General features: G+C 61.7%; 11 protein-coding genes. 10 read left to right on the forward strand and 1 reads right to left on the reverse strand.

From position 1 onward, the window contains the following. Nucleotides 1-13: 13 nt before the first annotated feature. The 10 genes from K3728_16715 (at nucleotide 14) to K3728_16760 (ending at nucleotide 12,290) form a co-directional block, all read left to right on the forward strand. Complete coding sequence (locus tag K3728_16715) at nucleotides 14-1,531, forward strand: ABC transporter substrate-binding protein (protein ID UWQ95301.1); 1,518 nt, start codon at nucleotides 14-16, stop codon at nucleotides 1,529-1,531. 27 nt (nucleotides 1,532-1,558) lie between these two features. Next, nucleotides 1,559-2,521 (forward strand): ABC transporter permease, encoded by a 963-nt coding sequence (locus K3728_16720; GenBank protein ID UWQ95302.1) that lies wholly within the window; start codon nucleotides 1,559-1,561, stop codon nucleotides 2,519-2,521. After that, complete coding sequence (locus tag K3728_16725) at nucleotides 2,518-3,357, forward strand: ABC transporter permease (GenBank protein UWQ95303.1); 840 nt, start codon at nucleotides 2,518-2,520, stop codon at nucleotides 3,355-3,357. Before K3728_16720 ends, K3728_16725 begins: the two co-directional genes overlap by 4 nt. Then, nucleotides 3,354-5,057, forward strand: coding sequence for an ABC transporter ATP-binding protein (locus K3728_16730; GenBank protein ID UWQ95304.1), 1,704 nt, complete (start codon nucleotides 3,354-3,356; stop codon nucleotides 5,055-5,057). Before K3728_16725 ends, K3728_16730 begins: the two co-directional genes overlap by 4 nt. Next, nucleotides 5,054-6,025, forward strand: a complete 972-nt coding sequence (locus K3728_16735; GenBank protein ID UWQ95305.1) for a beta-lactamase family protein — start codon at nucleotides 5,054-5,056, stop codon at nucleotides 6,023-6,025. Before K3728_16730 ends, K3728_16735 begins: the two co-directional genes overlap by 4 nt. Next, nucleotides 6,015-7,163, forward strand: coding sequence for an anhydro-N-acetylmuramic acid kinase (locus K3728_16740; GenBank protein ID UWQ95306.1), 1,149 nt, complete (start codon nucleotides 6,015-6,017; stop codon nucleotides 7,161-7,163). The genes K3728_16735 and K3728_16740 overlap by 11 nt, the downstream gene beginning before the upstream one ends. A gap of 69 nt (nucleotides 7,164-7,232) precedes the next feature. Continuing rightward, nucleotides 7,233-8,255 carry an ABC transporter substrate-binding protein gene (locus K3728_16745; protein ID UWQ95307.1) on the forward strand — a complete coding sequence of 341 codons (1,023 nt, stop codon included), beginning with the start codon at nucleotides 7,233-7,235 and terminating at the stop codon, nucleotides 8,253-8,255. A gap of 6 nt (nucleotides 8,256-8,261) precedes the next feature. Further along, nucleotides 8,262-10,448: an iron ABC transporter permease gene (locus K3728_16750; protein UWQ95308.1), complete on the forward strand. Its 2,187-nt coding sequence runs from the start codon at nucleotides 8,262-8,264 to the stop codon at nucleotides 10,446-10,448. Nucleotides 10,449-10,458: 10 nt separating this feature from the next. Next, the gene (locus tag K3728_16755) at nucleotides 10,459-11,472 is read left to right on the forward strand and encodes an ABC transporter ATP-binding protein (GenBank protein UWQ95309.1); all 1,014 of its coding nucleotides are present in this window, start codon (nucleotides 10,459-10,461) and stop codon (nucleotides 11,470-11,472) included. An 8-nt stretch (nucleotides 11,473-11,480) separates the two neighbouring features. Next, a complete protein-coding gene (locus K3728_16760; protein ID UWQ95310.1) occupies nucleotides 11,481-12,290 on the forward strand; it encodes an inositol monophosphatase in 810 nt (269 codons plus the stop codon). 2 nt (nucleotides 12,291-12,292) lie between these two features. On the opposite strand, the gene K3728_16765 is transcribed toward K3728_16760, so the two are convergent. Next, the gene (locus K3728_16765; GenBank protein ID UWQ95311.1) at nucleotides 12,293-13,222 is read right to left on the reverse strand and encodes an XdhC family protein; all 930 of its coding nucleotides are present in this window, start codon (nucleotides 13,220-13,222) and stop codon (nucleotides 12,293-12,295) included. Nucleotides 13,223-13,273 lie beyond the last annotated feature (51 nt).

The raw sequence follows: 13,273 nt of genomic DNA on the forward strand, positions 1-13,273 counted from the left end.
GGAGACATCTGGAATGAAAACGATCACATCCACCGCCAAGACAACGGCACGGGCACTGGCGTTGCTTAGCACCGCGCTCGCGGCCCCGCTGTCGGCGCAGACCCTTGACCTTGCATGGTCTCAGGACGCCACGGGCCTTGACCCGCACACGCAGCCGGGCTTTGCCACGATCCGCCTGTTGGAACTGATGTATGAGCCGCTGGTGCGTCTGGACGAAGGACTGGAGCTGCAACCCGCGCTGGCCGAAAGCTGGAGCTTTTCCGACGATGGTTTGCAGCTGACCTTCCAACTGGACGGCGACGCGATGTTCCACGACGGGACGCCTGTGACTTCTGCCGACGTGCGCGCGTCGTTCGAGCGTATTCTGGACGAGGAAACCGGCGCGATTGCGCGGGCGAACTACACCTCAATCATCAATATCGAAACGCCCGACGACGCCACCGTGATTTTTGAACTGGACGCCCCCAACGCGCCGCTTCTCAACGGTTTGGCTTCCGTCAACGCGGCTGTGGTTCCGGCCTCGGCCATTGAAGCGGGTACACTCGGCACGCAAGTTATCGGCTCTGGCCCGTTCACGCTGGACGCACGCACACCTAACGCCAGCGCCAACCTGTCGGCCTTTGACGCATGGCACGGCGGCGATGTGGCATACGACGGCATCAACATCTCCGTTCTGCCGGACGAGACCGCTTTGCTGGCCGCCCTGCGCGCCGGTCAGGCGGATTTCGCGCTTATCAACGACCCGCTGGTTGCCACGTTGGTGCCCCGCACCGAGGGCCTGCAACTGAACGCGGCCCCGACGCTGAGCTACTACGTTTTGCAATTGAACGCAGCGCGTGAGCCAATGGGTGAATTGGCCCTGCGCCAAGCCATCGGCTGCGCCATTGATCGTCAAGACGTGCTGGATGCAGCGCTTTTGGGTGAAGGCGAAGTGACGGGTCCGCTGACCTCTCCGGCATACCGCACCGACCCAAGCGGCTTGTTCTGTTACGAGCAGGATCAGGACCGGGCCCGCGAGTTGCTGGCCGAAGCGGGCTACGCCGATGGTTTCACCGCCACCGTGATTGCCGCCAACGGCGAGCCGCCCACCGCCTCGGCCGTGGCGCAGGTGATCCAGTCGCAGCTATCCGAAGTGGGCATCAACCTCGAGATCGAGATGCTGGAACTCAGCGTTTATATTGACCGCTGGTTGGCCGCTGACTTCGACATGGCCGTGGCCCTGAACGGCGGCCGCGTAGACCCCTACACCATGTACAACCGCTACTGGACACGGGACGGGAACTTGCAAGGGGTCGCCAACTACATCGACGACACCTTGGACACGTTGATGAATGAGGGTCGCGCCGAAACCGATGAGGCCGCCCGCGCCGAGATCTTTGGCAACTTCGAAAGCCATCTGGCCGAAATGTCGCCTTGGATCTGGCTGTTCACCGGCAACACCTACACCGCGCAGACCGAAGGTGTTTCGGGCTTCGTGTCGTCCCCCACGGGTACGCTGTTCGGCCTCGTCGATGTGACGTTGGCGGAATAGACGGCAAGCAAAGGCAGGGCACCCAACATGAAATATCTTCTCGGACGCCTCGCGGTTTTTCCGCTGGTCATGTTGGGTGTCTCCGTCTTCGTCTTTGTCGCCATCAGATTGGTGCCCGGCGATGCCATCACGGCAATGTTGGGCACCGAAGGTGGGATGCTAACCCCCGCCCAACGTGAGGCGCTTGCCGCCTACTTCGGCCTCGATCAGAACTGGGCCGTGCAATATTTCCGCTGGCTTGGCGGCTTGTTCCGGGGCGATCTTGGCATCTCGGTCACCTACGGCCAGCCGGTGCTGGATATCATCCTCGAACGCTTCCCCCTGACGCTGCAATTGGCGCTGATGTCGATGGTTGTGGCCCTTGCCATTGGCCTACCCGCAGGCGTTTTCGCGGCGACGCGGGCCAACAAGCCGTCTGACCTGATTGTGCGCATCTTCGCCATGATGGGGCAATCCATGCCCAATTTCGTGGTCGCGCTTCTGTCGATCTATATCCTTTCCGTGGGCTTCGGCGTTTTGCCCACGATGGGCCGCTTCGTGACTTTCTCGGAAAACCCATTGGGCAATCTGGCCCAAATGATCTTGCCCTCCATCGCCCTTGGCACCGCCTTCGCCGCCGCCGTGACCCGTATCACGCGGGCCGCCATGATGGATATTCTGAGCGAGGATTACGTGCGCACGGCGCGGTCCCAAGGCTTCAGCCAAGGCTATGTGATCTGGCGCCACGCCCTGCCGAATGCGCTGATCCCCGTGCTGACACTCAGCGGGGTGGAATTCGGCTACCTTCTGGGCGGCGCGGTGATTGTGGAGCAGATCTTCGCCCTGCCCGGTTTGGGCCGTGTCGTGCTCGACGCGATATTGGAAAGGGACTACGCCCTCGTCCAAGGGGTCATCTTGTTCATCGCCTTCAACTTCATGTTGGTGAACCTTCTGGTCGATCTGGCCTACGCCGCCCTTGATCCGCGTATCCGCTATGGAGGCAAATCATGAACCTTCTGCGCGCCCTCGCCCGCCATCCTGCGGGCAGCATCAGCTTGATGATCATCGGCCTGCTCAGCATCGCAGCGCTTCTTGGGCTGCTGGGTTTGACGCCCCATGACCCTTTGGGCCAGGACCGCCTTGCCCGGATGCAAGCGCCGGACGGCACCTACCTTCTGGGAACCGATCTGTTTGGCCGCGACATGCTGAGCCGGTTGATGGAGGGGTTGGGCCGTTCGTTCCTTGTAGCGCTGTCCTCTGTCACCATCGCCGCGACCCTTGGCACCTTTCTGGGCCTGACCGCCGCGTGGTTCGGCGGGCTTTGGGATGGGGCCGCCATGCGCACGATGGATATCCTGCTGGCCTTCCCCGCGATCCTGTTGGCGCTGTTGATCGTGGCGATCTTGCAGGCGAGCATGTGGACCTCGATCCTCGCGATTGCCTTGGTCTATACGCCGATTTTCACCCGCGTCGCCCGTGGCCCGGCGCTGTCGCTGAAGACGCGCAGCTTTGTGGATGCGGCGCGGACCTTCGGCAGCTCTCGCACCTACATCCTGTCGCGACATCTGCTTGGCAACCTTGTCGCGCCTCTGACGGTGCAATTCACTTTGGCGCTGGCTTGGGCGCTTCTGACGGAGGCGGCACTTAGCTTCCTTGGCCTTGGCACGCAGCCGCCCGCGCCCTCCCTTGGGGTGATGCTCTCGGACAGCCGCAACCTGATGGAGCTGGCCCCTTGGCTGCTGATCTATCCTGCGGTGACGATCATGCTGGCGGTTCTGGGCTTTAACCTTCTGGGCGACGCCCTGCGCGATATCACTGACCCCAAATCGCAGGAGGGGCGGGCATGACGCTTCTATCCGTCCAAGACTTACGCGTTGGCTTCGGCGTTGAGGGCCAAGAGAAAGAGGTCGTCCACGGCGTCAGCTTTGTCGTGGCGGCGGGTGAAACGCTGGCCATTGTGGGCGAAAGCGGGTCCGGCAAATCCGTGACCGCGATGTCGATCAACCGGCTGGTGGATTTCAGCGGGGGCCGCGTGTTGGGGGGTAACATCACCTTGGACGGCACCACCGATATCGTAAACGCGTCTGAGGCCGAGATGCAGCGCCTGCGCGGGCGCGAGATTGGGATGATCTTTCAAGAACCCATGACGTCCCTCAATCCTGTTCTGAAGGTCGGCACCCAGATCGGAGAGATCTTCGCAAAGCGCCACGGCCTAAGCGGCAGCGCTGTGCGCAAGGCCGCTATCCGAGCGCTGGACCGCGTGCGCATCCCCGATGCCGCGCGGCGGCTTGATCAATCGCCTCATCAAATGTCGGGCGGCATGTTGCAACGGATCATGATCGCGATGGCCTTGGCCGGAGAGCCGCGCCTTCTGATCGCCGATGAGCCGACAACAGCCTTGGACGTGACCATTCAAGCGCAGATTCTGGCGCTTCTGGCAGAGTTGCAGCGCGATACTGGCACCGGGTTGATCTTCATCACTCACGACATCGGCGTTGTGGCGGGGATCGCAGATAAAACCGTGGTCATGCAGCATGGCGAGGTCGTGGAAAGCGGCACGACCGATGATATTATTGACCGGGCAACCCACCCCTACACCCGCCATCTGCTGAGTGCGGTGCCTCATTTCCGCAACGGCGACGCCGCCCGTGCACTCTCTGAAACGCGCCCCAAACCCGCCCTGAGCGTGCGTGACCTTGCCGTGCGTTTCCCCGTGCGCGGCGGCTTTCTGCGCAAATCCAAGGGCGTTGTTCATGCGGTTTCCGACGTGTCGTTTGATCTGCAACCGGGGGAGACTTTGGGGATCGTGGGCGAAAGCGGATCGGGTAAATCCACCATGGCCCGCGCGATCCTTGGCCTGAATGAGCCGACCAAGGGGCGTATTGAGGCCGATGGGAACCGCGCTGTGCAGATGGTATTCCAGAACCCCAACGCCTCGCTCAACGGACGCATGAAGGTGCGCCAACTACTGGCGGAACCGGTGATCGCGGCGGGCCAGCGCGTGGATGATAAGGCGCTGACGCGAATGCAGATGCTGCTTGGGAAGGTGGACCTTCCGGCAGACACGCTGGACCGCTTCCCCCACGAATTTTCAGGCGGGCAAAGGCAACGTATCTGCATTGCCCGTGCCTTGATGCCAGAGCCCAAAATCCTTGTGCTGGACGAGGCTGTCTCTGCCCTCGATGTCTCTGTGCAAGCCAAGGTTCTGGACCTCTTGGTTGATCTGCAACGCGACTTCGATCTGGCCTATCTGTTCGTGTCCCATGACATGGGGGTGGTGGAACGCATCGCCCACCGCATTGCAGTGATTTATGCGGGCCAAGTGGTGGAAATCGGCCCCTCGCGCGATGTGCTGTCGTCCCCTCAGCATCCTTACACGCGCAAGCTGATCTCGGCGGTGCCGTCGCTGGAACGTCGCCATGTGGATTTCGCGTTGGAGACCGACGAGGTCCCCTCCACCCTGCGCCCCATCGGGTGGGAACCCGCCCCGGTGACGTGGCAAGAAAACGGCCCCCACCACCGCTTCGCAGTGGAGCCGTCGGCATGAGTTTTCAGGCCGCATGGGCAGCGACTGAAGCGGCCGTTGATGCCGGGCGCATCCCCGGCGCGGTGCTTGGCGTGGTGAACGGGCGAGGGCGGCAGGTGGCTTGGGCTGGGTCTGCGGCCTTGGTGCCCGATCCCGCGCCCATGACGCGGGACACGATCTTTGACCTCGCCTCTCTGACCAAGCCCGTGTTCACCACGGAACGCATTCTGTCCCATGTCCGCGCCGGACGTTTGGACCTTGATGCGCCGCTGACCAGCGTCATCCCCGACTTTCGCCAATACGACGCCGATTGTTGGGAGCGCGCCACCACGTTTCGCGACTGCCTTGGCCATCGCACGCACTTTCCCGCCGTGGCGCCGATTTACACCTACGGCCATGACCCCGCGACCCTGCGCGCCTTCGTGCTGCAACGGGAATGGCCCCGGGTTGAAAACCCAGTCTACTCGGACATCAACTTCATCCTCCTTGGCATCGCGTTGGAACGGATCGAGGGCTGCTTGATCCACGACATGGACCCCGGCCCCGGCTTCACCTTTACCCCCCCGCCCGAGGCTTGTGCCGCGACGGAAGCCTGCACGTGGCGGGGTCGCGTGATGCACGGCGAGGTCCATGATGAAAATTGCTATGCCCTGCAAGGCACCGGCCACGCGGGGTTGTTCGGCACCGCAGACGCTCTGTTAGATTTCGGGGAAGGTCTGTTGGAACGCGGCCCCGACCTGACATGCGAAGCCCTTTCCGAACAGCGCACCCACGGGTGGGAAATCCGCTATCCCAATTGGTCGGGCGGACAGAAATGCGGGCCGAAAACGATCGGACACACCGGGTTTACCGGCACGGGCCTTTGGGTGGATCACTCCGCGGGCCAAGTCTGGACCCTGCTGACCAATCGCGTTCACCCCACTCGTCACGCCGAGACTGGGATCGCGACGCTACGACAAGAAGTGGGAGAGGCGCTCTATGGCTCATGACAGGAAAATGCGCTGGTGCGTCGGCTTGATGACCGGCACCGTTTTGGACGGCAATATCGACGTCGCCCTCCTGCAAACCGATGGAGAGACCATTGGCGCGTTCGGACCCTACGCGCTCTATCCCTATGACACGGAAACCAACGAAATCCTTGCGAAATGCCTGAGCGACGCGAAGCCTTGGGCCTTCGACGGCCCCGAGCCTGCGATTTTCGCGCAGGCCGAGGCGCGGATCACCCGGGCGCAATCGGACGCGGTGGCAAGGCTGGTCAAGGACGCGGGCCTGACCATGGACGATATCGCGGCTGTGGGCTTTCACGGGCAAACTGTCCTGCACCGCGCGCCGTCCGCTGGACAACTTGGGCAGACCCGGCAGTTAGGCGATGGCCCGGCCATGGCGCGTCGTTTGGGCACGGAAGTTGTCTATGATTTCCGCAGTGCTGACATGGCTGCCGGCGGGCAAGGTGCGCCATTGTCGGCGATCTACCACGATGCGCTGCTTTCGACTCTCGATGATGCCGAAGGAACGGCGATCCTAAACCTTGGCGGCGTAGCGAATGTCACAGGACGCGATGCAGACGGCGCCCTTGCCGCCTTTGACACCGGCCCCGCCAACGCGCCGATAAACGACTTCATGGGCCTGCGGGGACTGGGCGAGATGGACCGCGACGGAAGGCTCGCGGCCACGGGCACCGTTGACACCACTCTACTTGGTCGCGCGTTAGAGCACCCGTACCTATCCAAACCTTACCCCAAATCCTTGGACCGCTTTGATTTCGGCCACGATTGGGTGGCGCAGCTTTCCGACGCCGATGGTGCCGCGACGCTTACCGCCTTTACCGCCGCTGCGATTGGGCGCGGCTTGGACCGCCTGCCCGTGCGTCCCACCCGCTTGATCGTGTGTGGGGGCGGGCGGCACAATCCGACGCTCCTGAAAATGATCGGCATCTACGCCGCTGTAGCGGTGGAAAAGGCCGAAGATCATGGCTGGGAAGGTGACGCCACAGAAGCACAGTGCTTTGCGTTTCTGGCGATGCGCCGCCTGCGGGAGCTTCCGGTGACGTTCTGGGGCACGACTGGCGTGGTAGAGCCGATGACGGCGGGGCGCATCGCCTCGGCCGCGTTGACTGACGATACGTAAACTACTTGATCGTCAACCATTTTATCGCGCTAATGGCCAAGGGAGAATTTCGACCTTTGGGAGGATAGAATGAAAAATCGTTATACAACTGCCGCGTTGATGGCCGCGACAGGCTTTTACATGGCCGCGCCCACAATGGCGCAAGCTGATGAATTGGTGCTCTACTGTTCTGTTCAAGAAGAATGGTGCCGTGGCATGTCTGAAGCCTTTGAGCGCGAGACCGGCATCGAGGTGCTGATGACGCGCCGCTCATCAGGTGAAACCTTCGCACAGCTCGCCGCTGAAGCTGAACAACCCCGTGGAGACGTCTGGTGGGGCGGTACCGGTGATCCGCATCTGCAAGCCGCTCAAGAAGGACTGACCGCAGAGTACCAGTCCGAGATGTTGGGCGACTTGCAGGATTGGGCCGTGCGCCAAGCGGAAACGGCCAACTACCGTACCGTGGGTATCTATGCCGGTGGTTTGGGTTTTGGCTACAACTCGGATCTGGTGGATGAGAACCCGCCCGCCTGTTGGGCCGACCTGCTGGACGAACGCTTTGCCGATGACGTACAGGTCGCAAACCCCAACTCCTCGGGCACGTCCTACACCATGCTGGCCACGATGGTTCAGTTGATGGGCGAGGACGAGGCTTTCGCCTACCTTGCGCAACTTCACAACAACATCTCGCAGTACACACAATCGGGTTCTGCGCCGATCCGTGCAGCGGCAACCGGTGAGACGGCTGTTGGCATCGTCTTCATGCACGACGCTGTAGCACAAACGGTACAAGGCGCGCCGATTGTAGCGGTGGCGCCATGCGAAGGCACCGGCTACGAGGTTGGCTCCATGTCGTTGATCGAAGGCGGTCCGAACCCTGACAACGCGCGGGTTTTCTACGACTGGGCATTGACGCCTGAGGCGCAGGAAATCGGGGCGGCGAACAATAGCTATCAGATCCCCTCCAACCTGAACGCCGCAACTCCTGAGGCGTCTCCACGGCTCGAGGATATCACGCTGATCGACTACAACTTCGCGCTATATGGCTCGTCCGAAGAACGCACCCGACTGTTGCAGCGCTGGGACGCAGACATCGGCTCTTTGGCGCAGTAAAACAGCGTGAGATTTGCCCTAACATCAGACCGAGCTGGCGCAGCTTGGCTCGGTCTGCTCGCCCTCTCGTTGGTGGCGTTTCCTTGGTATAAAGGCGCGTCGCTTTGGACTGGTCCCACGGCATCTGCCTTGGTCGAGGCCCTGTCTGGCCGAGGCTGGCTTTGGCCGTTGATCCTTGTGGCCGCTGCGCTGGCTTTGATGGCCTTCACCCGACGATGGCAGCAATCTAACGCGGCGCTTTGGCTGACATTGGGCGGCGTTGCCCTCTATCTTTGGCAGGGTTTCGCTGTGGGCCTTCGGGGGCCATCGCAAGCCTGGGTCGGACGTGCATTTGAAGCCGCCGCCGAGGGTCAATCCGGTATCGGCTGGGGCGGTTTCCTTGCGGGCGCGGCCCTTGTGGGTCTTCTGTCTGACTTGATCGCATCACGCGGCTTTTGCCGCGGTGAACGCTTTGCCTCGTTTTGCATTACCGCCATTGTCGCGGCGCTGACCGCATTCGTGTTCTTCCCGATCCTGAAGCTTGGCGTTGCGGCTTTTGTCGATACAGACGGCAACCTTGCGCTGGCGACGTTTTGGGAACGGATCACTGCGCCTGGTCTTTGGGGCGTCAACTGCCTTGTGGGCGGCGGGCGCTGCGGTGTCGTTATCAACACGGTTATCTTGGGCGTTCTTTCGGCGACCTTGGCCACGCTGCTTGGCCTTGCGCTGGCGCTGCTTGTGAACCGCACGGATTTCCGCTTGAAGCGTGCGTTGCGCGCGATTTCCATCCTTCCGATCATTACACCGCCTTTCGTGGTGGGCGTTGCGATCATCCTTCTTTTTGGCCGTACCGGGCTTGTAACCTCGGGCGTCGCCGATCTGTTGGGCGTGCGTCCGGGCCGGTGGGTCTACGGACTTCCCGGCATTCTGATTGCCCAAGTTCTGGCCTTTGCGCCGGTGACGTTTCTTGTCCTGCTTTCGACGTTGGAGGCGATCAACCCGACCTTGGAAGAGGCCGCGCGGACCCTTGGCGCGCGCAGTATGAAGACCTTCCGATCCGTCACTTGGCCCCTTCTGCGCCCCGGCCTTGCGGCTGCGTTTCTTTTGGCGTTCATCGAAAGCCTTGCTGATTTCGGCAACCCGATCGTGCTTGGCGGCGGGTACGAGGTGTTGTCGATCAAGATATTCTTCGCAGTCGTGGGCGCCCGTTACGACCTTGGCAATGCCGCCACCCTTGCAATCATTTTGCTGGCCCTGACACTGATCGCTTTCTGGCTGCAAATGCGCTGGATGGGCAACAAAAGCTATGTGACGGTGACGGGAAAATCTGATGCAGGGCTTGCGTCGCCTTTGCCGCCTGTCCTGAAGATCGGCGTACTGGCAGTGGTGCTTCCTTGGGTTGTTTTCACGTTGGCCGTCTATGTCATCATCGTTAGTGGCGGTTTCGTCACCGATGTGGGCCGCTGGGATTTGACCCCCACCTTTGAGCATATCGTCACCGCCTTCCGGTTTGAGTTCGCCGAGGATGGACTACAGCTCTATGGCTCGGCTTGGGATTCGATGATGACCACGCTTTGGGTGGCCGCGATGGCGGCTCCTCTGACGACGCTCATCGGTATCCTGACAGCATGGCTTGTGGCCCGGCAGGATTTCGCAGGACGCCGCGCGTTCGAGTTTGGGACAATGCTGTCCTTCGCCATTCCCGGCACTGTTGTGGGTGTGTCCTATGTGGCGGCGTTCAACGTGCCGCCCGTCGACATCACCGGAACGGCGGCGATCCTGATCATCTGCTTTGTGTTCCGCAACATGCCCGTCGGCATGCGCGCAGGACTTGCGGCATTGGCACAGATTGACCGAAGCATGGAGGAAGCTTCGCAGACTATGGGCGCAGGGGGGCTTACGACACTGCGCCGAGTGGTATTGCCGCTGATCAAGCCTGCGGTCTTCACGGCGCTGGTCTATTCCTTCGTGACGGCGATGACGGCGGTTTCGGCGGTCATTTTCCTCGTCTCGGCCCGGCATAACATGGCAACGGCCTACATCATGGGCCGCGTCGAAGCCGGGGAATACGCGCTCGCCATTGCTTACTCCGCGGTGCTGATGATCGTCATGATCGTCTGCGTGGTGGTGATCCAAGCCCTTGTGGGTACGCGGAAGCTGGGGCGGCGCAAAGAATTGCAAGGCAAGGGCCAAGTACCCGAGCCAGCAGAATAAGGGGCAAGGTATGACCGAGACGGCAATCGAATTTGTGGACGTTGTTAAACGCTACGGCGATGCAACAGCGGTGGATCGCATCAACTTCTCGATCGGGAAGGGCGAATTGGTGACCTTCCTCGGCCCCTCGGGCTGCGGCAAGACCACCTCGCTCCGCCTTATTGCGGGGTTGGAGCTACCCACGGAGGGGCAAGTAAAGATCGCAGGCCGCGACGTAAGCCGTGACCCCGCATCCGAGCGCAATGTCGGCATGGTGTTCCAATCCTACGCCCTGTTTCCCCACATGACGGTGCTGGATAACGTGTCTTACGGGCCCACGATCCGGGGGGTCTCCAAGGCTGATGCCCGCGACCAAGCCCGAGCGATCTTGGATCAAGTGGGACTTGGCGGCTTGGAAGCGAGACTTCCGTCCGAGTTGTCAGGCGGTCAGCAACAACGCGTCGCCGTGGCCCGCGCCATCGTGCAACAGCCCGATGTTTTGCTATTTGATGAGCCCCTTTCCAACGTCGACGCTAAGCTGCGCCGAAAGGTTCGGGCCGAAATCCGCGACCTTCAGCAGCGTTTCGGGCTAACGGCTGTGTACGTCACCCATGACCAAGAAGAGGCATTGGCCGTATCGGACCGTATCGTGGTGATGAAGATGGGCCAAATCGCCCAGATCGGCACCCCGGCGGAGCTGTACGAAAAGCCGGCCTCTGCCTTTGTTGCGGACTTCATCGGCGATGCGAACTTGATCGAAGGGCGCATTGATGGCGGTCGTTTCACTGCCGCTCACCTGAACTTGCCCGTCGCAGCCCCCGACGGCACGACCACGGCAACAATCCGGCCCGAGCGGATCACGCTGGCCAAGGGCGGCGTCGCGACAATAACCTCAGCAAGTTATCTTGGCAGCCGGATGGAATATGTGGTCCAAGACGAAGACCTAGAATTTCTAGTGTCGCGCCCGATCTCTGAACCCCGGCTTACGGCGGGGGATACGGTCGATCTGAAGATTGACCCCGACGACCTTATTCTTGTGCAATAGGACCTTCCATGACCGATGCCGTTGACGCCCGCGCCGCCCTTGCCTCTGACCTTGCGCGCCGCGCGGGGCAGGTCGCGCTTGATTACTACCGCAACCGTGACGCGCTGGAGATCGAGACAAAGAACGGAGAGCTGGACCTTGTGACCATCGCCGACCGCGCGGTGGAGGACATGATCCGCGCCGAGATCGCCAGTCAGTTCCCCGACGACGCCATTCTGGGCGAAGAGGGCGGCGCAGCAAGCGGAAGCTCGGGCTACACATGGGTGATTGATCCGATCGACGGCACCGTTCCGTTCCTGATGGGCCTGCCCCATTGGTGCGTTGTCATCACTGTGGTTCAAGGCGCAGAAACCTTGGTGGGCGTGATCGACGTGCCGCTGCAAGGCGAACAATTCATGGCCCGCGCAGGACAAGGCTTTACCATTGACGGGGTGAAAAGCACGCTCGACCCGACGCGCCGGATAGATCAGTGCCTTGTGGCCGTCGGCGCATCGGACCGGACCCCGCCGGAACCTGCGGCAGGGATCATCCTTGGGTTGATGCAAGCAGGCGGCATGTTCTACCGCAACGGATCAGGCGCCAACATGCTGGCCTGTGTCGCCGCCGGGCGGCTTGGGGGCTACGTGGAAAACGCGATGAACCCATGGGACAGTCTGGCAGGGTTGTTGATGATCCGTGAGGCGGGCGGTGTGACCCATCCCTACCCCGCCGATGCGAAACTTGGCATGTGCCTGGGCGCTTCTGCCGGGGTGTGGGACAAGCTGCAAGAAGTCGTGGCAGCGCAATTCGCAGACGGCTTGCCCGAGGCAACCCGCTAGGTTCAGACGCCGCGAATGCCCGTTGGCAGGGCCGATACGACCTCGGCAATGGCGGATAGCGCGATCAGCGGCGCTTCGCGCAACGATGGTACGAGCCCGATGGGGCCGCGCACCCGGGCAAGGTCCGTGGCGCTCACCCCCAAGGTCGCCAACCGATCCAATCGTGCGGCGTGGGTGCGTTGACTGCCCAAACAGCCGATGAAGCTTGTGGGTGTCTGTACGGCGGCACGCAGAAGCTCGGGCTCCCAATCGTGATCGTGAAAAAGCGTCAGGAAGGCCGAATGCTCATCCAGCTCCGCTAGCGGCACCCCTAGCCCCAGAGAGGTAAGATGAACCGGCGGCTGTTCGCAAAGCGCCGTCGTGGCCGCGATATCATCCTCGTCCGGGGACAGCAGGAAAATCTGGAAACCGGCCGATTTTCCCACCTCTGCCGTGGCCCGAAACACCGCCCCACGACCGGCCAGCACAAGACGCATCTTGGGCGTATAGGTGAACGAAATCGCCCCTTCCGGCCAGTCAAAACGCAGCGTCGCGGGGTGCCGCGCGACGAGGGTTTCATGGGCTGCGGTCAGTGCCTCGGTGTCGGGGGCAGGGTCAATCAACACCTCTAACGCGCCACCGCAGGGCAGCTTGAGGTCCAGGAATTGTGAGCCATTGCCGTAACGCACCACGCGCTTTGTGCCACTCTGCAACGCTTCGGCGGCATGGAACTGGATATCCTTGTCGATGCAGCCGTTCGACAGATAACCGACCATTGCCCCGGTATCTTCTACCAGCGCCAATGAGCCTACTTCCCGCGCCGCGCCGCCCTCAATCGCGACCGAGGTAATCAACGCGAAACCTCGGTCCTGCGCGATCAGGCCTGTCGCATGGGCAAGCACATCACTGGGGTGCTCTACATAGGCGATGCTTTCGGACACTGGCTTCCTCATCAACACGTTGGGTCGCTTGCACGGCGCTGAGGCCAGTCAACCGACCGTATC

Source organism: Rhodobacteraceae bacterium M385 (assembly GCA_025141835.1).
Lineage (GTDB): Bacteria > Pseudomonadota > Alphaproteobacteria > Rhodobacterales > Rhodobacteraceae > Gymnodinialimonas.